At 40.8% G+C, this 20,091-nt stretch carries 16 protein-coding genes; 2 read left to right on the forward strand and 14 right to left on the reverse strand.

Going from position 1 to position 20,091, the window contains the following annotated elements; all coding sequences use genetic code 11:
- Positions 1-108: 108 nt before the first annotated feature.
- Positions 109-2,268, reverse strand: a complete 2,160-nt coding sequence (locus AQPE_RS00390) for a DUF349 domain-containing protein (RefSeq protein ID WP_318349059.1) — start codon at positions 2,266-2,268, stop codon at positions 109-111.
- A gap of 276 nt (positions 2,269-2,544) precedes the next feature.
- Here AQPE_RS00390 and trmD point away from each other — a divergent pair, with 276 nt between their 5' ends.
- Positions 2,545-3,225, forward strand: coding sequence for a tRNA (guanosine(37)-N1)-methyltransferase TrmD (trmD, locus tag AQPE_RS00395; protein ID WP_318349060.1), 681 nt, complete (start codon positions 2,545-2,547; stop codon positions 3,223-3,225).
- Positions 3,226-3,525: 300 nt separating this feature from the next.
- On the opposite strand, the gene AQPE_RS00400 is transcribed toward trmD, so the two are convergent.
- The 13 genes from AQPE_RS00400 to AQPE_RS00460 all read right to left on the reverse strand — a co-directional run bounded on the left by AQPE_RS00400 (position 3,526) and on the right by AQPE_RS00460 (position 19,252).
- A complete protein-coding gene (locus tag AQPE_RS00400) occupies positions 3,526-3,759 on the reverse strand; it encodes a FeoB-associated Cys-rich membrane protein (protein ID WP_318349061.1) in 234 nt (77 codons plus the stop codon).
- A gap of 80 nt (positions 3,760-3,839) precedes the next feature.
- Entirely contained in the window at positions 3,840-6,341 is a 2,502-nt protein-coding gene (gene feoB, locus AQPE_RS00405) for a ferrous iron transport protein B (protein ID WP_318349062.1), read from the reverse strand.
- Positions 6,342-6,352: 11 nt separating this feature from the next.
- On the reverse strand, positions 6,353-7,507 hold the full coding sequence (locus tag AQPE_RS00410) for a carbohydrate porin (protein WP_318349063.1): 1,155 nt from the start codon (positions 7,505-7,507) through the stop codon (positions 6,353-6,355).
- A gap of 240 nt (positions 7,508-7,747) precedes the next feature.
- Positions 7,748-8,602, reverse strand: a complete 855-nt coding sequence (locus AQPE_RS00415) for a protoheme IX farnesyltransferase (protein WP_318349064.1) — start codon at positions 8,600-8,602, stop codon at positions 7,748-7,750.
- A 76-nt stretch (positions 8,603-8,678) separates the two neighbouring features.
- Entirely contained in the window at positions 8,679-9,626 is a 948-nt protein-coding gene (gene coxB / locus AQPE_RS00420) for a cytochrome c oxidase subunit II (protein ID WP_318349065.1), read from the reverse strand.
- 5 nt (positions 9,627-9,631) lie between these two features.
- Positions 9,632-9,916 (reverse strand): cytochrome C oxidase subunit IV family protein, encoded by a 285-nt coding sequence (locus tag AQPE_RS00425; RefSeq protein ID WP_318349066.1) that lies wholly within the window; start codon positions 9,914-9,916, stop codon positions 9,632-9,634.
- Positions 9,917-9,932: 16 nt separating this feature from the next.
- A complete protein-coding gene (locus tag AQPE_RS00430; protein WP_318349067.1) occupies positions 9,933-10,553 on the reverse strand; it encodes a cytochrome c oxidase subunit 3 in 621 nt (206 codons plus the stop codon).
- A gap of 18 nt (positions 10,554-10,571) precedes the next feature.
- Positions 10,572-12,185 (reverse strand): cytochrome c oxidase subunit I, encoded by a 1,614-nt coding sequence (locus tag AQPE_RS00435; RefSeq protein ID WP_318349068.1) that lies wholly within the window; start codon positions 12,183-12,185, stop codon positions 10,572-10,574.
- Between the two features lie 17 nt (positions 12,186-12,202).
- On the reverse strand, positions 12,203-13,054 hold the full coding sequence (locus tag AQPE_RS00440; RefSeq protein ID WP_318349069.1) for an SCO family protein: 852 nt from the start codon (positions 13,052-13,054) through the stop codon (positions 12,203-12,205).
- A 348-nt stretch (positions 13,055-13,402) separates the two neighbouring features.
- On the reverse strand, positions 13,403-14,119 hold the full coding sequence (locus tag AQPE_RS00445) for a sulfite exporter TauE/SafE family protein (RefSeq protein WP_318349070.1): 717 nt from the start codon (positions 14,117-14,119) through the stop codon (positions 13,403-13,405).
- A 95-nt stretch (positions 14,120-14,214) separates the two neighbouring features.
- Positions 14,215-14,673 carry a FixH family protein gene (locus AQPE_RS00450; protein WP_318349071.1) on the reverse strand — a complete coding sequence of 153 codons (459 nt, stop codon included), beginning with the start codon at positions 14,671-14,673 and terminating at the stop codon, positions 14,215-14,217.
- A 144-nt stretch (positions 14,674-14,817) separates the two neighbouring features.
- Complete coding sequence (gene ccoG, locus AQPE_RS00455) at positions 14,818-16,209, reverse strand: cytochrome c oxidase accessory protein CcoG (RefSeq protein ID WP_318349072.1); 1,392 nt, start codon at positions 16,207-16,209, stop codon at positions 14,818-14,820.
- A 199-nt stretch (positions 16,210-16,408) separates the two neighbouring features.
- Entirely contained in the window at positions 16,409-19,252 is a 2,844-nt protein-coding gene (locus AQPE_RS00460) for a PD-(D/E)XK nuclease family protein (RefSeq protein ID WP_318349073.1), read from the reverse strand.
- Between the two features lie 330 nt (positions 19,253-19,582).
- Here AQPE_RS00460 and tnpA point away from each other — a divergent pair, with 330 nt between their 5' ends.
- Positions 19,583-20,044 carry an IS200/IS605 family transposase gene (gene tnpA / locus AQPE_RS00465; protein WP_318349074.1) on the forward strand — a complete coding sequence of 154 codons (462 nt, stop codon included), beginning with the start codon at positions 19,583-19,585 and terminating at the stop codon, positions 20,042-20,044.
- Positions 20,045-20,091 lie beyond the last annotated feature (47 nt).

Consider the following 20,091-nt stretch of genomic DNA (forward strand, 5'->3'; position numbering starts at 1 on the left):
TTAAAGCGAGCAAAGTTAATCAATAAAACTTACCTCTAAAAAATGTTATAAAATTTAATAAAGGGTTAACAACAAAAAACCCGCTGAAGTAGCGGGCTTTTTATGAGGCTATTCATCATCTTCCATCGAATCCATGATCCTGATTTTTTCTTTCAGGAACTCGATTTTTTCCTTCGTGCTGGCAATTTTCTGATTGACATCATCAATCAAAGCCGAAGCATTCTTGGTATTGGCGAAGAATCCGATGTTGTTATCAAGCAATGCCAGATCAGTTTCCATCTGTTTTAACTTGACCATATACTTTTCGCGTTCGAAACGCATTTTATTCTGACCTCTTCCTGTAGTTGTATTGTTCACAACCTTATTCTTAAATTTCATCAGGTTGCGGCGTTTCTCATCGATGCGCAAAGCATCAAAATGCTTGTTAATTACATCGCGGAAATCGTTCTGAATGGCGTCTTTATCCTTAAATGGGACATGACCAATATCGGTAAACCTCCGTTGGAAATCTTTCAATTTATCCAAATCAGCGCCATCATCACCACTCAACGAGAATTGTTTCACTTCTTCCAGAAGTTCTTTTTTCATTCTCAGGTTATCGAGTTGTTCGCCATCAATCGATGAAAAATGTTTCGATTTGTTTTCGAAGAAGAAATCGCAGGCAGCACGGAAACGCTTCCAAATGACATCTGAAAATTTACGTGGAACAGGTCCAATTTCTTTCCAGGCTCTTTGAATGGCAATAAATTCATCAGCCGTTTTTTTCCATTCGGTGCTGTCTTTTAAGGCTTCAGCCTGCACGCACAAATCAGTCTTAAGTTGAAGATTCGTATTTTGTTCTTCCTTATTCTGATTGTAGAATTCACGTTTCCGGTCGAAGAATTTATCGGAAGCGATACGGAAACGTTCGTAAATTTTGTTGTTGTCTCTTTTCGGAGCGAATCCAATGGTTCTCCAGATTTTCTGAAGCTCAATCAATTCCTTCGACCGTTCGTCCCAGTCGCGGTGAACATCAATATCGGTATTGGCAATTTCTTCTACTTTTTCGCATAAAGCGATTTTGGCATCCAGATTTTTCTTCTGTTCCGATTTCCGGCCTTCAAAATAATCCTGATGTTTTTTATTGATAATGGATGTAGCTGCTTTGAAACGCTCCCACAGTTCATCTTTTTTATCGCGTGGTACCGGACCAACTTCGCGCCATTGCTCGTGGTATTTCTGTAATACGTTGAATGCTTTAATAATGGAAGGTTCAACCAAAAGTTCTTCTGATTTTTCGCAGATTTCCATTTTAGTTTCCAGATTCTTCTTTAAATCCAGGTCGCGCAGCTCTTTGTTGATCTTGATAAAGTCGTAAAAATTCTCAACATGGTGATGGTAGGTATCCCAAAGGTCTTTCAATTTAGCCTGAGGTACCGAACCAATTTCTCTCCACTGGTTTTGCAATTCGCGGAAATCGTGAAATGTCTTGTTGATTGATTCCTTGTTATTGATGAGCGCTTTAATCTCTTCAATAATCTCGTATTTTTTATGAAGGTTTTCTTCTTTTAATTCGTCAGATCTCTTGTTATGTTCGTTTCTTCTGTCCTGATATTGTTTCAACAGGTTCCGAAGATCTAATTCGTATGGATCGGGTTCTGCCTTGAATTCTTCCATGTTGCCACCAGCTTCAGCAAAAGCTGCTTTCTGTGCTTCAATGTTCGCTCTGTACAGGCGGAAGAAATAAATTTTGATGGCGTCAATATCTTCCCTGACACTCTCAAAATCTTCGTTTGCAAGCAGGGTACGCAAAGCGTTGATAAGTTCTACTTCCGATAAGTTCGCATAATCGGCCAATTTTGCTTTTTTGCTACTTTCTTCCTCATGTTCTTCTTCATCGATCAAAAGATCATCTTCCGAAACGTCGATCAGTTCTTCGATGGTTGGAATAACTTCGGCAACCGGTTCGGTTGTTTCTACTTTGGCTACTTCAGGAGCAACCTCTTCTTCAACTGTCTCAACAGCAGTTTCTGCCACAACTTCTTCAACAACTGCGTCAGTTTCGGTTATTTCAGGAACAGCTACTTCTTCCGCTTCCTGAACAGTTGGTTCAACTGGTTCGGCTACAATTTCTTCTGCAACTTCTTCAACAGCATTCTCAACTTCAACTTCAATTACTTCAACCTGCTCAACAGATTCTTCAGCAATGTTCTGATCATTAACAGTTTCTGGCTCAACTTGTGCACCACTTAACTCTACTTCAGAGTTTTTTAGATCTTTAGGTTCCATAACAAATAAAAATTACTTTGTAATTAACAGAGAATAAAGTATTCTTTCAGCTTACGAAAATAGATATTACAAGCTAATACTCAAAGATTTTAAGAAATAAAAGTGTAAAACTGCCGGATTAATAAAAAATAAGGTTGTTTTACCCTTAGGAAGCAAAAATATAAAGACAAATAACTGACCTAAATTGGAACTGAAAAAAAGTCATTGGGCATTCGAAAGTTTTTTTCTCACGACGAATGCCTTTTTCCTGATATATTTGCACAAAATAAATTTACGATGCGCATCGATATTCTTACAGTTGTTCCCGAATTGCTCGAAAGTCCGTTCCAGCATTCCATTATTAAAAGAGGTCGGGATAAGGGTTTGGTTGAAATTGTTGTACACAACATCCGCGATTTCTCGGAAGACAAGCACCGGAAAGTGGACGACTACGCATTTAGTGGCGGAGCTGGCATGGTCATGACCATTCAACCAATTGAAAGTGCCATTAACTTTCTGAAGGCACAGCGCGAATACGACGCAGTCATTTATACCAGCCCCGATGGCATTCAACTGAATCAAAAAGAATCGAATAAACTCTCGCTACTAAATAACATCATTATTATTTGCGGCCATTATAAAGGCATCGATCAGCGTATCCGCGAACATCTGGTAACCATGGAAATTTCTATTGGCGATTATGTGCTGACAGGTGGCGAATTGGCCGCTGCGGTGATTGTTGACAGTGTGGTTCGGTTAATTCCGGGCGTATTGTCCGACGAAACCTCTGCCCTCACCGACTCGTTTCAGGATAATTTGCTGAGTCCGCCTGTTTACACGCGGCCAGCCGACTACAATGGCTGGAAAGTACCCGAAATTCTTCTCTCCGGAAACGACAAACTGATTAATGAATGGCAGGAGAAACTGGCTTATGAACGCACCAAAAAGCTAAGACCCGATCTGCTAAAAAACGAATAAAAGCAGATCAACATTTAACAGGTGTTTAAAGATTCTATCCGAGATACAAGTATCCCTTTTAAAGAAATGATGGTTTAATCTGCCGCAATGACAGTTTCGTTTTAAGAAATAAAGCTTAAGAATCAAGCGATGAGATCTTTTTTCAAGAAATGAAGGTTCGTTATGACGCGATGACAGTTTCATGTTAAGAAATGATTGTTCATTGTCGAGAAATAAAATCTTTTTTTGAAAGATGAACCTTCCTTATTCAAAAATAAAGGTTCGAATTCTGAAAATGATATTTTGTTCTCAAGTGATGTGTCAATCTTTTAGCGAATATTTCAGGCTATCAGCAGTAAGCTTATCTTTCCTGCGCGATAAATTTTCAGAATACGGAACCAATTTCCCTTTCTTTTTCAGTTCGTTCTTCAGATCGCAACTGGCGCAGCCACCACATAAGCTTTTTTCTTTAGTAATCAGCGATTTGTACAGCGAATACACGGTTATTACACCAGCGGCGGCAACAATAATCAGGGCAATTATATTTTGAATCATGATCTTAATTTTTCAATACATTACTAAAAATTGACGATGCGCTCTTTGTGCCAAATACTTCGTGTCCTTTGTTTTTAAACTTACACAAACAAACTTCCGATCTGAAAAATAGCAAAAGCTGCAACCCACGCAATCGCGGTGGTATACACCGTAGTGAAAAGCGCCCATCGCCAGTTAGCTTCCTTCTTGATGGCTGCAACCACCGCCACGCACGGGAAATAGATCAGAACAAAAACCATCAGGCCAAAGGCCACCAGCGGCGAAAAGACTTTCTGACCGACTTTGGGGCCACGGGTAAAGGTCTGCTCCTGAAGTTTTCCTTTCAGTGATTGCGAATTTTCGTCGGCATTCATACTGGCATGATAAAGTACACCCATCGAACTCACGACAATTTCTTTAGCTGCCATTCCGGTAATGATGCTCATCCCGATTTTCCAATCGAACCCAAGCGGACGAATAGCCGGTTCGATGAAATGGCCAGTCATGCCGATGTACGATTTTTCCTGACGTTCTTCTTCTTTCGACAACTGAATTTGTTCTGACTTTTCAGTTTTTTCATCCGGCGTCAACGTATTGTCAGCTTCAGTTTGGGCCAGCATCGTATCGTAATCTTTCGAGAATTTCACATCGCGCGGATAATAACCCATGGCCCAAATCAGGATCGACGCCAACAAAATAACCGTTCCCATCTTGGTAAGGTATTGCGAACCTTTGTGCCACATGTGAATGGTTGTATTCCTCAACGTTGGCATTCGGTATGGCGGAAGTTCCATCACAAACGGAACGTCCTTCTTGGCGAATAACGTTTTCTTGAAAAACAAACCCATCAAAACGGCCAACACAATTCCGATACAATAAATCAGGAATAAAATAGCGCCCTGGTAACTCACAAAAAAGGCTGAAATCAGCAGCACATAAACCGGCAAACGTGCGCTGCACGACATAAACGGAATAATGAGCATGGTGAGTAACCGGTCGTTACGATTGTCGAGCGTGCGGGTGGCCATTACTGCCGGAACATTGCAGCCAAAACCCATGATGAGCGGGATAAACGATTTACCGTGAAGTCCCATTTTATGCATCAGCTTGTCCATGATGAAAGCAGCGCGTGCCATGTAGCCCGAGTCTTCCATCAGCGAAATGAAGAAGAACAGAATGAGGATGTTGGGGAGAAAAACGATGACTCCGCCTACCCCACCAATGATTCCGTCAATCAGTAAATCTTTCAATGCGCCGTCACTCATCAGCGAACCCAGTGAATCGCCCAGCCAGCCAATTGCGGCATCCATCCACGACATCGGATATGCCCCCAGTGTAAAAGTAGCCTGAAAAGTGAGCCAGATGAAAAAGATAAAGACCGGAAATCCCCAAAGCCGGTGCGTCAAAACCTTATCGATTTCGCGGCTTTGGTCGCGGCGCACCTGCGGCCCATTGCGGTAAGTTTCTTTCAATGCTCCGGCAATAAACCCGTATTTGGCATCGGCAATCAGTGTTTCCGACTGATCCTCAAATTTCTTCTCCAACCTTGCCGTTTCTTCGTTGGCGATTTGCTTCACAACCTCAAAAACCGGACTATCGGTCAGTAAATTCAAGGTATGTTGATCTTCTTCCAGTAACTTAATAGCCAGAAACCGTGTTGAATATTTCTTCCGCTTCTGGTCATCCTTTTTCAGTTCCTGCTGAATATTTTGGATCGATTTTTCAATTTCTTCACCATAGTTAATGTGGATGTGACGCACAATCGGATCGCGTTCTTCATACACTTCAATGATCCGGTCGAACAGTGCTTTCAGGCCTTTGCCTTTTGATGCAACTGTTGGGACAATTGGTATTCCCATCATTTCACCGAGGTGTGTATAATCCAGTTTCGCCGATTTTTGCTCCAGTTCATCGTACATATTCAGGGCAATCACCACCTTGATATTCATGTCGATCAATTGCGTCGTCAGAAACAAGTTGCGTTCCAGGTTTGAAGCATCCACCACATTTACCACCACATCGGGTCGCTTTTCAGCAATCTGGTTACGTACGAACAATTCTTCCGGAGAATATTCGGTAATGGAATAGGTTCCCGGAAGATCGGAGATCACAAACGTATAATCGTCCTGTTTAAACCTGGCTTCCTTGGCATCAATAGTCACTCCTGCATAGTTGCCAACCCGTTCCTTCGATCCAGAGGCGTAATTAAACAGCGTTGTCTTGCCACAATTTGGGTTTCCAACCAGGGCAACTGTAATTGTTTTTCCTTTTTTTACCCCGGATAATTTTTGGCGGTGCTCGTCGATGGTTCCCTCATAATGTGAGACCAGTTCTTTGGCCATCGATGGCGATACGACTTCAATCAGGTCGGCTTCGCTGCGGCGCAACGACACCTTGTAACCCATAATTTCGTATTCAACAGGGTCTTTCATTGGGGCATTCTTGATCACTTTAACCATTTGCCCTTTAACAAATCCCATTTCCGAAATGCGTTTCCGGAAAGCGCCCTGCCCCAGTACATGAACAATCACGCCCCTGCTTCCAGTCGGCAAATCGGCCAATCGGGTGCTTTTTATTTCTGTTTCTGTATCGCGAATAAACATGTTTTCAGTTTTTAAAATTCCAATCCCAACCGAACCAATCCAACCGTGGCATTTTTCAATTGAACGTCAGTTCCACCCGGATGCACCACGTATTGCATTTCTGGTTGCAAATAAATCTGATCTGAAATCTGAACTTTGTAGGTCAATTCGAAGGTAGTCTCGTCCTGCCCACGCTCTTTGGTCAACATGCCATCGGCAATTGCCAGGCCCAGAACATCAGTACTTTTCTTCGAAAGCAAACCGGAATACGTGCATCCAGCACCCAGATAACCGAAATTATCGTTACGCGGACTGATGCCCAATTGGTAGAAAACGCATAATCCATGCCGCCCGTTTGCATAAACCTGATGATCGCCCACCAGGTAAAACCCGTAATCGTGAGTCAATGTATTACCGGTTTCCGAGTTTATCACTTCGCTCTCCGGACAATGCTGGTGAAAAAAGAAACCTGCTTTCAGCACATTATTCATTTTTTGATTGGCCTCCCAGGTATATTGGCCTTCTGTTACCCAAAGCAATCCCTGAAGATGATCCAGACTCCATTTTGTGTTGTAAGGATTGTCATCAAAATCAATTGGACAACCTTTGTAAACAGCAGTTTTCATACTTACACGTTTAGACACATCGTAACAGAGCGTGATTCCCGGCGAGGTTAACGGGAAAATTGGCGCAAGAATATTGTCTGAAATTACGGAATGAACGCCAAACGAACTGTTCAGGAAAAGTGAACCCACTTCGCTGCTTGCAAATTCAGCATTCAAATCCTGAAGTCCAATTGTTGCTGTAACATTTCGAAAACATTGCTTGAACCACAACTCATACAAGAATGTATGGTTTCCGGCCTCAATGTTCGAAGCAACCTGAAAATCGCCAATCAAGTTGGCTGAAGGTTCTCCGCCATGTGAATTGGTTCCATGAACTAAAAATTTGCCTCCCTTCCAGAGGCCGGCTTTCTCTGCATCGAATTGTAAAAATAAGTCGGCCAACCCGAGGTAGGTAGTTCCAGTTGCAATTCCACCCCTGAAATTGGATACAAAATCACCTTTGTAAGTTGCATTTACCTGCCAGGCACATGATTTGAGACTATCAGCAGTTTCTGAAAATCCATTTATAGTAATTAGAAATGGCAGCATAATTAACCCTTTCTTCAAAAAATGTAAACCCATAAAATGTCAATTTTTGGTCTTGTAAAAATAGACATCAGGGTTTGGGGCCACAATCCCCATTTATGGGGATAAATGAATGGGAGTTGAATCGAAAAAAAGATTCAGGATTAATCAGCAATCCGATTAACCACACTACAAAAAGAATGTAACAACATGAAATTGAAAGGAATGAAACAATCGAGCTTGTGGATTTGATATTAGCAGGGTTGCCTAAAGTTATCCCCGAAGTATACTTCTTAACTAATAAAGACTATCCACAATTAGCAGAATCATCATCAACAAATAAAGGAAGTTGAGCTTCAGGAAAGAAGCACGGATTGGAATGTCTTTTTTTACCAGAATGCCGACTGACAACGAGAATAAAAGATAAAAGGTGTAAATGAGCAGAAAAAACATGGTTATCGATCCTTGAAGGACAGTCATTGCCACAATAAATGAAGTTGCAACTGTTGCCAAAATCCATGTAAAACTAAGTCGTTTAATCTGGTTGTCGTTAAACACTGTATTCAAACTAGGGTAACCTGCCAGCGTATATTCCTTTCCAAACATGAGCAGCAACAACCAAAAATGAGGAATTTGCCCAATAAAGAAGAACAAGGAAACCCAAAGAATGTGTTCATCAAATAACTGTCCACCACCTGCAAACCAACCAATAAACGGAGGCAATGCCCCAACCAGAGAGCCCGGAACAACAGCAAATGCCGTTACTTTTTTAAGTGGGGTGTAAATAAGATTGTATGATATTAACGTCAGAAAACTGGTTAGAAAAACAATGGGGGGAAAACTGAAAAGCAATATAAAAGCCCCATAGGCAAAAAACGCAAAAGCTACTCCTATTGCAGCTTTCAGACTGATTTTACCTGAAGGTATCGGGCGATTTTTGGTGCGAGGCATCAAAGCATCCGTTTTGTATTCCTGAATGTGATTGATGGCTCCCGAACTGCACGACATCAGAAACACTCCGAACAACAATGACCAAACATCACTATTCAACGTGCCGGTTTTCAAGGTATATCCAACCAGTGCAGATAAAGCAATGGGCAAAGAAATTCGTACTTTGCCCAGCTCAAGTATTATTTTTATCCAGAAAGACATGATGACTAAATGGTTAATTGTTAATGAAAAATTGTAAATGGTCAATAATTAATCATTTAGAATTAACCATTGATCATTATTTAAGCGTTTTCAGGTATTCGGTGATCTGCTTGATATCGTCCTCCGAAAGCTGCCCAACGTAGGGTTGCATCAAACCTTTATTATAGCCTTTCACGATATCGGCATTCGGATCGTAAATCGATTTTTTGATGTATTCGTCATCTACTGTCACTTCACGGTCGTTTCCGCCAGTAGTTACCGTAACTTTATGACCATATATTCCTTTAAATGAAGGACCGACCAATTTGTTTCCATCAACCGTATGACAGGCAAAGCAACCAATGTTTTTCATGATCCGTTTCCCGTTGGCTGTAGGCGAATCAACAACTGCTGCATCAACATGTTTGGTTGTATCAACATACCAAGCATTGAATTTCTGTTCGGGCATCGCCTTCACATAAGTGTACATGTATGAGTGATCCAATCCGCAGTATTCCGAGCAAAACAATTCGAAAAGGCCTTCCTGTTGGGCGATAAACCATGCCGATTTTTCTCTTCCCGGAACAACATCCTCTTTAATCCTGAAAGCAGGAATATAAAAACCATGTATTACATCCATCGAAATCAGTTTCAGCTTCACTGCTTTATTCATCGGAACAAAAAGGGTATCAGTTGTTTTCCCATTTTCATATTGAAAGGTGTAGTTCCACATCCGGCCAGTAACCTGGATATTAAAACTGTCTTTCGGAGCATTCCGCATAGGCACCCAGCCAGCCCAGCCGTAATAAAACATGACCAACACGAGTAAGGTCGGAATTACGGTCCAGATAATCTCAAGCTTTGTACTTCCCTCAATTTGAGTAGCCACAGGATTCTTTTTCCTGTTGTATTTGTAAATGAAATACAACATTGTAAATGTCAATCCGATCAGGAATACGAAAGAAATGCCCATAATTATCATAAAGGCCTTATCGACACCTGTTACAAAATTGGATGCATTAGTGGTAGATGATAGGATATACATAGCTTTTATCTGTAATAATAATCTAAAAATGTGATGAATATGATTGCAAAGAATACCAGTGCCACAAAGCCAACCATAAATCGCAAAAAGGGCTGATCAAATTTAAGGTGCATGAACCAGGTCAAAACCAACACTGATTTAATCGTTGAAAATATGAGGGCACCCAACACGGAGTAGCCGCCTAAGTTAATTTTGGTAATCCCGATCGACATGAAAGTCAAAATGATCAATGTGATCAGAATGTAAAAATAAACTTTGTAGGGTACGATATGATGTTTTTCTTTTTCCATACTTGAAAGCTTTTTCTTAGTGAATTAAATAGAACAAAGGGAACAGGAATATCCAGATCAAATCGACCAAATGCCAATATAATCCCGCATTTTCGAGTAGCGATGGCCGATTTTCATTTACTATTCCTTTCTGAACCTTATTCAATGCCACAATAATGATGATCATACCAACAATGATGTGCAGCGCATGCAATCCGGTCATCACGAAATAAAGTCCGAAGAACAGGATTTCGCCTTTACTCATCTCATTAACCAAATGCTGCGATCCGGGCCAAATGCCATGTTCAAACTTAACTCCCCACTCAAAATATTTATTGATCAGGAATATCAGTGCAAGCATAATGGTCACCTCAAGTAAAAATATGGTGAGCCCTTTATTCTTTTTCTGAAGTGACGAAGTCGACATCGCAATTGTCATACTACTCACCAAAAGAATAACTGTATTGATGGCACCGATTGTCAGATTTAATTCTTCCCCTGCCAAACGAAAAGCTTCCGGATTCAGAAACCGGTAAATCGAATAAACTAAGAACAGGCCTCCAAAAAGGAGAAGTTCGGTGAATATAAAAAGCCACATTCCCAATTTAGATGCTTCCTGATCGTAATGTGGGTCTGAATGTTGTGTTGCATTTTCCATAGAAAAGGTATCCAGTGATTAGTAATTGTAAGGTCCGTCTTTTTCTCCGTAAACAGGTATTTCGTCAAAATTCTCAACCGGAGGTGGCGATGGTACTGTCCATTCCAGTGTTTTTCCATGCCACGGATTTATTTCAGCAATCGGGCCGTTTTTCGCAGAACGGAACAGATTTATAATAACGATTACCAGGCCAAAAGCCATCACCCAAGACCCCAGCGACGATAAAATATTTGCAGCATGAAATTCGGGCAGATAATCATAGTAACGGCGGGGCATTCCCATCATTCCGAGGTAAAACATAGGCGAATACAAGGTAAGGAATCCAACTGTAAAGAAAGCCCAGCCCATTTTTGCCCAGGCTTTATCGTACATCCGTCCGAACATTTTAGGATACCAATAATGAATGGCACCAAAGAAAGCAAAACCTACACCACCAAAAACAATGAAGTGAAAGTGTGCGACCACAAATGCCGTATCGTGCACATAAACATTGGTTGCCAATGCGCCCAAAACCAATCCGGAGAAACCACCAATCATGAAGACAAATATGAAAGTCACCGCCCACAGGAACGGAATCTCGGGATTGATAGATCCCTTGTGCATGGTCGATATCCAGTTAAATACTTTAATGGCACTCGGAATCGCAACAATAAATGTCAGGATTGAAAAAGTGTATTGTGCAGTTCCGCTCATTCCTGAAGTAAACATGTGGTGACCCCAGACGAAGTAGCCCACAAATGCGATAGCCAAAGTTGATGCGATAATTGCTTTGTAACCAAAAATATGTTTTTGCGAGAATGTCGGTATAATTTCAGAAATGGCACCCATAGCCGGAAGAATCATCACATAAACCGCCGGATGTGAATAAATCCAGAACAGATGCTGATATAAAACCGGATCTCCACCCAATGCAGGATCAAATACGCCGATGCCAAAAATACGTTCAAGAGCAACTAAAACCAAGGTGATACCTACAACCGGAGTAGCCAAAAGCTGAATCCAGGCAGTTCCGTATAACGACCATGGAAACAATGGCATTTTAAACCAGGTCATACCCGGGGCACGCATCCGGTGAATGGTCACGATGAAGTTCAATCCTGTTAAAATGGAAGAAAATCCGAGCACAAAAGCTCCGAATATGGCCGGGAGCAGGTTGGTTCCCGTTTTAAAACTGTATGGCGCGTAAAACGTCCACCCTGTATCCGGAATTCCATTGCCAAATAATACTGATGCAATTACAAGGAAAGCTCCCAGAACATAAATCCACCATGAAAGCAGGTTCAGTTTCGGAAATGCGACGTCCTTGGCTCCAATCATGATGGGAAGCATGAAGTTTCCAAAAACCGCAGGCAGTCCGGGTATCACAATCATAAAAATCATGATGACACCATGAACTGTAAATACAGCATTGTAACTTTGCGGCCCCATGATGGTTCGTCCCGGAGCAATTAATTCAAGTTTCATGGCTAGTCCCAGGGCAACGCCCACCAGGAACAATGTCATCATCGAAAACATGTACAGTAATGCAATTCGCTTGTGATCGGTCGAAAATATCCATGCGAAGATTCCCTTGTATTTACCTTTGTAATCGAGGTAATTTACGTCATGCGGGATTTGAGCTGCTGTTTGCATAAATCAAATATGTTTGTTTATTTTTTTCTTTTAGGTTTAAAAATCAGGATCAGGAAGAAAACCAAGGCAAAAAACAAAATCAACGTCCCTGATATTTTGGTAACATTGAGCACATATGCTTTTCCAACCGGATCGTACGAGAAACAGTACTGCATAATTTTATTGATGGTTGGCGCCGACATGCCTTTCGACGATTCGACAATAGCCATTTTTAAATCGAATGGAAGAAAATAGATTCCATTTAAATAACGGGTTATTTTACCTTTGGGGCTGACCACGCAAATAGATGCTGCATGTGTAAAATCCATTCCTGCCCTTTTGTATTTAAATCCAGTCGCATTAGTTCCTTTGGCAATACTTAAGCTGTCCGAAACAAAGAAATGCCATCCTTTAGCTATTGCTTCCTTTTTATTGACCAGATTCAGGTAATTCGCTTTTTTCTTTATGCCCAGATCAATGGTTTCCCGCGGATCAAAACTGATGGTCAGAACCTGATAATCAACTCCGGGAACCATGTCCGATTCGTCCATGACTTTAGCCAAACCTTCCATTAGCGGACTGCAAATGCCGGGACACCTGAAATAAACCCAATTAATAATGGTTGGTTTGTCGATTAAATCGGTCAGACAAACACGTTGGTTATTTTCATCGATCAGATAAATATCGGTTGGGAGGAAAGTATCAAGATGTTCAACAATTCCAATTTCAGGATCTTGTGTTTTATCGTCAAAAACCTTTTGACCAAATAAATTTATTCCGGAAAGAAGTAAAATAAAAGTTAGGGAAAAGAACAGTTTGCCTGAACCCACGCGAAAAGTAAAATCAACCAGCAGAGAAAATAAAACACGTATTTTGACTTTCTGACCCATAGGAAATCGTTGCTTTTGGTACATTTTGATTCTTGGTTTTCGACAAATAGTTTAACCGGTCTAAATCTGTTTTGTCCTAAGAAACCCCAAACAGTTGTGAATGTTTAATAAAAACGAAATAATCGTGCCTTTTTTCAAACTTTTTTTTCTAATTCATGGATGGTATATTTCACCACGAACAGTCACAATACTTACAATTTACTTTATGTCAGCAAATTACTATCTAAAAGTGGAGTTTAGTCAAATCGTCGTGAATTTGCACTATAGTTCCCAGAATTAAATTGTTTCAATTTACCACATATTTTGATTTAACTATCTAATTCCTGAACTGTTTTTCGAAACATCACCTTATTTACAGCAACTACCTTTTTCAACCATCGCTTTGGGTGCCAGTTTCTCTCCGGTAGGACTTACATAAGGAATTCCCAATGACATTCCTCTCAAAATAAAAAGAACTCCGAGCATGAACACAAAATAAGGTACTACCCGTTGCATCTTCGAACGAATTCGTTGACCAATAGCATCACTTGCCAAAGTCGCAATCAGCAGTAATGGAATGGTTCCGATTCCAAAAAGCATCATAAACAGAGCGCCAGTTATTACTGTTCCTGAACTGATTGCTCCCGCAATGGCAACATAAACCAGTCCGCAGGGCAGCAAGCCATTAAGGATTCCAATCATTAGAAGTGAAGAATATGAACGATCCGTGAAAAGTTTCTTTAGCCTGAGAATCAACCTTGACGCGAAACCGCTAAATAAATTTCCGATGGTAATTTTTTCACGAAAGAAGAAGGGAAATAAAACGCTTATTATCATGGCAATACCAAGCAGAATTGAAGTCCATTGCTGAAATCCGGCCAGACTAATTCCACGCCCCAGCAATCCGAACAAAATGCCAATAAAACTGTAAGTAAGCACCCTACCCGAGTTATATAAAATTGCTCCGGTAATTTTTGAAAGCAAATTGTGTTTTTTCAGCGGAAGCGCAACTACGATTGGGCCACACATTCCGATGCAGTGAAAACTGCCAATTAAGCCAATGGTTAAAGGTGTAATGAAGTCCATATAAAAGTTTAAGGTTTAAAGTTTAAAGTTCCGGGCTTCGGGGTGCAGGTTGTTCCGTAAAACTCGTATCTCACAACCCGAAACATTTTTACTGTTTACTGAGACTGATCACTGCTCACTAAAATATCCTCTTCCTGATAATACGAAACTTTGTTTGCCGACCAGTCAATTTTAACGGTGTATCTCCCACTCTTCAGGCTTTTTAAACCAATCGACTGGCTATAATTGTCAGTCAGCTTCAACTTGATGGTCTCATCTCTTTTTTCTTCAACCGGACTGTAAAAATGAATATTCCCTGAATAATCAGACAACCCGGAAAGCTTTGGGAAAGTCAGTTTAAGCGAGTCATCAGTTTGTTCGAGCCGAATCTTTTCAGGCAGCGCCGCTGTATTTTTCACCTCTTCGATGTGCTGCTGGTAATTGACCGATTTCTGATAATAATCATTGTCCACCAAGTCGTAATCCTGACGTACAGCAATCGAAACCAGATAGATCATTCCTCCGATCATCACAACCAGTGCAATTACGATTCCTGTTCCCCAATTGATTTTCATAAACTAAGCCTCCCCCTTCCCCCTCCCAAAGAGGGGGTAAAAAACCAACGATTTTGTTTTATATAAATCTTCATCTCACTATTTTTGCTTGATGCACTCTTCAAGTCCCCTCTTTGGGAGGGGATTTAGGGGAGGCCTCGGTTTTTATTTATCCAGCGAATTAGGCCCTACAAATGTTGAGGAAATCGTGTTGATCAGCTTCCCGGCTTCGTAAACACCTATCTCCAAATGATTGTTCGACGATTTAACATCCGATTTTTTCAGAACGATAAGCAAATTTCGTTGCGCCACTTCACCCTTTCCAGCCTTGAGCGAATCGCCCATCACCAGGATTTCACCTTCAGGAAATAATAGTTTTAAGGCGACCTTAACATCAGAATTCGTTTTGTTGACTAATTCTAAATTATAAAGGTTGCTGTAACTATCTGGCCCATATTCCTGAAACATGGTTCCCTGGGCACGGATGATGTGTGTTTCAAAACTTCCACGCACCGTAAACAGGTAGGTAATCAGAACAAGTAATGAAAACAATACCGCAGAATAAGCGATAACCCGTGCATTAAACTTAACCTTTTTCCCTTCTGAAATTGATTTTTCGGAAGCAAAACGGATCAATCCGGTGGGTTTATTGATTACACTCATCACCGAATTACAGGCATCGATACAAGCGGTGCAGTTAATACATTCCAATTGGGTTCCGTTGCGAATGTCAATACCGGTTGGGCATACTGCTACACATTTGCGGCAATTGATACAATCACCTTTCTCACCTCTGCCACGAGGTTCGCCGCGCTTATAATCGTAAGCAACCAAAATGGTATTGACATCAAGCATTACACCCTGCAAACGGCCATACGGACAAACCATGGTGCAAACCTGCTCGCGAAACCAGGCAAAAACGAAATAATGCGCCCCGGTAAAAGCCCAAACACCCATCAATATTCCAAATCCTTCCAATGGCCAGCCTTTCAGCATTTGACCCACCTCACCAGTGCCAATTACATAGGCCATAAAAGTCAGAATTGTAAAAAACGAAATGATCAGGTAAATTCCATGCTTAAGTATTCGTTTAAGCATTTTTGTGGCGTCCATTTCCTGATTCGCAAGTTTTTGTTGCTCACTTGAATCACCATCGATCAGGTATTCAATAGGGCGATACAAAAACTCCAGAAAAACAGTTTGTGGACAAACCCATCCGCAAAAAATCCTTCCGTAGATAACAGTAAACAGCACGATAAAAACAACAAGCGCTATGACGGCAAGTACCAGTAAATAAAAATCCTGTGGGTAAAATGTACTACCAAACAATACAAATTTTCGTTCCAGAAAGTTCAGGAAAACCAGCGGTTCGCCCCTGAATTTCAGAAAAGGCGCCAGGTAAAAGAATGCCAGCAATGCCCAGGCAATTACCCTGCGGATATTGTACAGTTTGCCTTTAGGCATTTTGGGAAACAGCCAAAGTCGCTTACCTTCTTTACTGAAAGTGGTTGGTCGGTCTCTGAATGTTGATTCCCGGTAGTCTTCAGGGTTTTCCATAAGTTAATCTTATTAAGTTCTGTGATCAATTTAATGTCCTAACTTTCTCACCCCAAACCCCTGAAGGGGCTAAGGCTCCAAGTATTGGAAATGCTCGCAGACAGCAAAAGTCCCCTTAAGGGGATTTAGGGGTAAATGAAAAATGAATACCACAGCATTTCAATTCCAATACTTATTAGGCAGTAGCATCAGAAAACTGCTACCTTCTACAAATCTTATTATACGGGCAATAGCTGCATTTCTGCGAATCTTTGGTTTGTTCGTAACTAACTCCAACAGTGAACATTTCTGAAAGTACTTCAGCAAAAACAGTACGGAACTCAGCACCAACACGCTGAAAAATCAGCTTCTCTCCCTGAAAAATGACATTAGGAACAAATTCTTCCTGAAAAAGATCATCTAATTTATAAATAATCGGATAGATTGGTTCTTCAATTCCTGAACGTTCTAAAATATCCGAATAAATCAGGGTCTGAAATATTTCTTTCCGGCGGTCATAATAATTGCGGTCGACCAATTGCGACCACTCTTTAAAATCGAGCTTTAAATTTCGTCCGGTTTTGTAATCGATAATCCTCAAACCATCAGCGGTTCGGTCAATCCGGTCTACTACCCCACCCACACGAATCTGAATCGTATTGGCTCCTGAAATAACCTCATATTCTGTTGAGTATTCCTTTTCGAGGCTAACAATGTCGAAAGGAGCAAACTGAATGTCATTGGCCAACAACTGAAGAATGTAGTCGCGGATGTGCGAAGCGATTAAAATGCTCTGTCCGCTTAATTTAATGCGCGACGAATCTTCCGGTTTCATCTGGAAATACTGCACAGCAACCGACTGCAAAACAACCTCTTCAATTTTTCGCTTGTCGGCATATAGCATTTGTAAAGCGCCAGCATCCACCGTTTTATTTTCGAACGGACGGTACAACAACTCAATGGCGTAATGAAATAAATTGCCAAACAAAACAGCATCGATCTCTTCCTTCAGCTCGTCCTTTTCCTTGATTCCGGCGATATATTTAAAGTAAAACTTCAGCCGACATTCGAGCCAGGTATTGATAGCACTCGGACTCAGATTCCGCTCCGAATACATGTCGGTCAATTTCTGAATATGTGCTTCATTAGCCTCCACCCGAATAGCTTCATTGTTTGTGCCTTTGAAGTTGAAACTCAGGTTCAGTTCTTCGATCTGAAATTCAGAATCGTAAATGAGCTGGTACAAAAACCTGCTTTTTTCTGACGACGAAATGCCTTCGGTAATTGAATTGTAAACGATCACTGTATTTTCGGTTCGTTGAATCAACCGGTAGAAATAGTAGGCATACATCGCATCGCGGTCCTCGTAGGTAGGCATCCCAAAACCTTTCCGAAGGTGGTACGGAACAAACGAATGGCCAGCAGCAATCCGAGGCAAAAAACCTTCGTTGGCCGAAAACAACACCAGATTTTCAAAATCGAGGCAGCGCGTTTCGAGCAAACCCATGACTTGCAAGCCGGTTAGCGGTTCTCCTTCAAACGGAATGGAAATTCGCCGCAAACTCTGATCAAGCAACCGATAGACTATTTTAACCGGAAAATCAGGAACATTCAATCCGAGCAAAGTATCTTTCAAACGCTGAATGGCCAGGTAGGCCTGATAAAGATATTCCGATTCGAGCCTTAACTTTTCATTTTCAGCCTGATCGAATTTGGGTGCAAGCTCTTTCAGCACATCCAGAAAATAGTCCAGAATTTGCGTCCAATTTTCGGGATACGAAAATATTTTCTCGACAAACGGGCTGAAATTAAGTTCCGAAGCTTCGATGTAAACCTTGTTCTTTTTATGGATTCCGGAGACAAAAAGTTTGATTTCGGGATTGACAACAAACTGGTGATTTAAAAGCGCAATGACCGGTTTGTAGTAAAACACCGGCGACTTCTGCGATTTCCGTATATTTTTCTGAAGGCTGATCAATTGCGAAATAAACCCGTACACAGGCGTATTGGTAAACGGATAGCCCATGGTAATGTTGATGTCGGCGAAACTTGTTCCGACTGAGGAAATCACCGGGATCAGCAGGTTTTCATCAGCCAAAACAAAGGCCGTATTGTCGAAACGCTTGCTGAGCTTGAAACTATCTAAAACCTGTGGCAGGTTAATCGCCTGCGCCTGGGTGATGTTTCCTGGAACCGACACCAGCGTAATCTTTCGCTCACTGGTTTTCACCTGATTTTCAGGAACAAAATTTTTCGGCGCTGGAAACTGGACGAGGTTTGTTCGCAAGAACCGACCGGCTTCATTTTCGGCGTCTTTCAGGTAAAATTCATCGTAATCCCAAAAGAACATCGCACGTTTCTGATTCTCTAACTTCTTAAAAATCGCCTTCTCGCAATTATTCAGGGCATTAAATCCAATGAAAATGTATTTACCGGCACTCAGTGTTTCAGGCAAATCTTCGGTCAATCCTTCAGCAACTTCGCGGTAAATCATTCCTGAATAAGCAATGTCATTCTGTTTCAAAGCCTTTCTGAATCGGTGATAGATTTCGGCTAGCTTAATCCAGATGCCGATAAATTTATCTTTATTGAACGAATTGGGTACCTTTTCCAGATTGCCCCAAAACTCTTCAATTGCCCGTTTCTGTTCATCAGTCAGATAGTCAAACTGATTTTCGAGCTCTTTCAGGTCGGCAATATTGCGGAACAAATCGTCTGCATTCAACAAATATTTGTCAATGTCGTCGAAATCGGCCAACAAAATTTCGCCCCAAAAGAAAAATTCATCCAACGGCTCCTGATGTCCGGTTACTTTGCTGTAAACCTCCTGAAGTTTTAAAACCAGCAAAACCTGATCGGCTTGCTGCAAGCCGGTTAGCGACGAAATAAGTTCGTTAATGGTGATTATTTCAGGTGAAAGAATTGGCTTTTCAACCAGTTCGTTGAGGTAAGCAGTAAAAAATACGCCTGCTCTCCTACCCGGAAAAACAAGGCAATATTCGCTTAATTCTGAACGGTAATTGGTATATAAATAGTTAGCAACCTGCTTTAAGAATGGGTTCATTAGAAATATGATCTTTGATTCAATTGATAGCCTTCGTCGAATTATCAGGCTTAAAGGTAAAATTAAATATCTTCCAAATTGTTAAAGAAATCGAATCACATTATTAAACTAAATATTTTTATGAGTTAAAATTGCTTGCGACAATACCTAAATCTCAAATACAGATAGCCCGAAGGGCTTCTATGACAATAGAAAAACCAAATCAGGGGAAATAATTGCCCGTAGGGCATTAACAATTGAGATTCCTTAAAGCTACTCAAAATCATATTTTTAGCACGACCAAAAAATTGTACTTTTACTTATCGATTAAATCCATTAACACCATATTTCATGGCAAACACTTATACACAATTGTATATACATTATGTATTTGCGGTACAAAATCGGCTATCATTAATCAATGATAACTGGCAAAGCGACCTTTACAAGTATATGAATGGAATCATAGAACAACAGGGGCATAAACCATTTGTGATTAATGGCATGCCTGATCATGTACATGTTCTTGTGAGCATGAGTCCAAAACAAGCACCTTCAGATTTGATGTTTCATATTAAAAGAAGTTCTTCATTGTGGATTAACAAGCATAAGTTTGTAGCTGGTATATTCTCATGGCAGGAGGGTTTTGGAGCATTCACCTATGGGAAATCGCAGTTGCCCAATATATCCAGATATATAGACAACCAGCAAAAACATCATCAGAAACACACCTTTTATGAAGAATATTTAGATTTTTTGAAAGCTTTTGAAATCAAATATGATGAACGTTATATCTTTAAACCAATTGATTAATTCTTTTGTTAATTCCCTACGGGAAAACATCTTTATTAGCTAATTTA

The organism is Aquipluma nitroreducens (assembly GCF_009689585.1).
GTDB lineage: Bacteria > Bacteroidota > Bacteroidia > Bacteroidales > Prolixibacteraceae > Aquipluma > Aquipluma nitroreducens.

Excerpts from the sequence above, each read along its gene's own strand:
- AQPE_RS00400 (WP_318349061.1), bottom strand. The coding sequence starts at position 3,759 with ATGATTCAAAATATAATTGCCCTGATTATTGTTGCCGCCGCTGGTGTA.
- AQPE_RS00440 (WP_318349069.1), bottom strand. The coding sequence starts at position 13,054 with ATGGGTCAGAAAGTCAAAATACGTGTTTTATTTTCTCTGCTGGTTGAT.
- AQPE_RS00435 (WP_318349068.1), bottom strand. The coding sequence starts at position 12,185 with ATGCAAACAGCAGCTCAAATCCCGCATGACGTAAATTACCTCGATTAC.
- AQPE_RS00410 (WP_318349063.1), bottom strand. The coding sequence starts at position 7,507 with ATGGGTTTACATTTTTTGAAGAAAGGGTTAATTATGCTGCCATTTCTA.
- trmD (WP_318349060.1), top strand. The coding sequence starts at position 2,545 with ATGCGCATCGATATTCTTACAGTTGTTCCCGAATTGCTCGAAAGTCCG.
- AQPE_RS00425 (WP_318349066.1), bottom strand. The coding sequence starts at position 9,916 with ATGGAAAAAGAAAAACATCATATCGTACCCTACAAAGTTTATTTTTAC.
- AQPE_RS00445 (WP_318349070.1), bottom strand. The coding sequence starts at position 14,119 with ATGGACTTCATTACACCTTTAACCATTGGCTTAATTGGCAGTTTTCAC.
- AQPE_RS00450 (WP_318349071.1), bottom strand. The coding sequence starts at position 14,673 with ATGAAAATCAATTGGGGAACAGGAATCGTAATTGCACTGGTTGTGATG.
- AQPE_RS00460 (WP_318349073.1), bottom strand. The coding sequence starts at position 19,252 with ATGAACCCATTCTTAAAGCAGGTTGCTAACTATTTATATACCAATTAC.
- AQPE_RS00415 (WP_318349064.1), bottom strand. The coding sequence starts at position 8,602 with ATGTCTTTCTGGATAAAAATAATACTTGAGCTGGGCAAAGTACGAATT.
- tnpA (WP_318349074.1), top strand. The coding sequence starts at position 19,583 with ATGGCAAACACTTATACACAATTGTATATACATTATGTATTTGCGGTA.
- ccoG (WP_318349072.1), bottom strand. The coding sequence starts at position 16,209 with ATGGAAAACCCTGAAGACTACCGGGAATCAACATTCAGAGACCGACCA.
- AQPE_RS00430 (WP_318349067.1), bottom strand. The coding sequence starts at position 10,553 with ATGGAAAATGCAACACAACATTCAGACCCACATTACGATCAGGAAGCA.
- AQPE_RS00390 (WP_318349059.1), bottom strand. The coding sequence starts at position 2,268 with ATGGAACCTAAAGATCTAAAAAACTCTGAAGTAGAGTTAAGTGGTGCA.
- feoB (WP_318349062.1), bottom strand. The coding sequence starts at position 6,341 with ATGTTTATTCGCGATACAGAAACAGAAATAAAAAGCACCCGATTGGCC.
- coxB (WP_318349065.1), bottom strand. The coding sequence starts at position 9,626 with ATGTATATCCTATCATCTACCACTAATGCATCCAATTTTGTAACAGGT.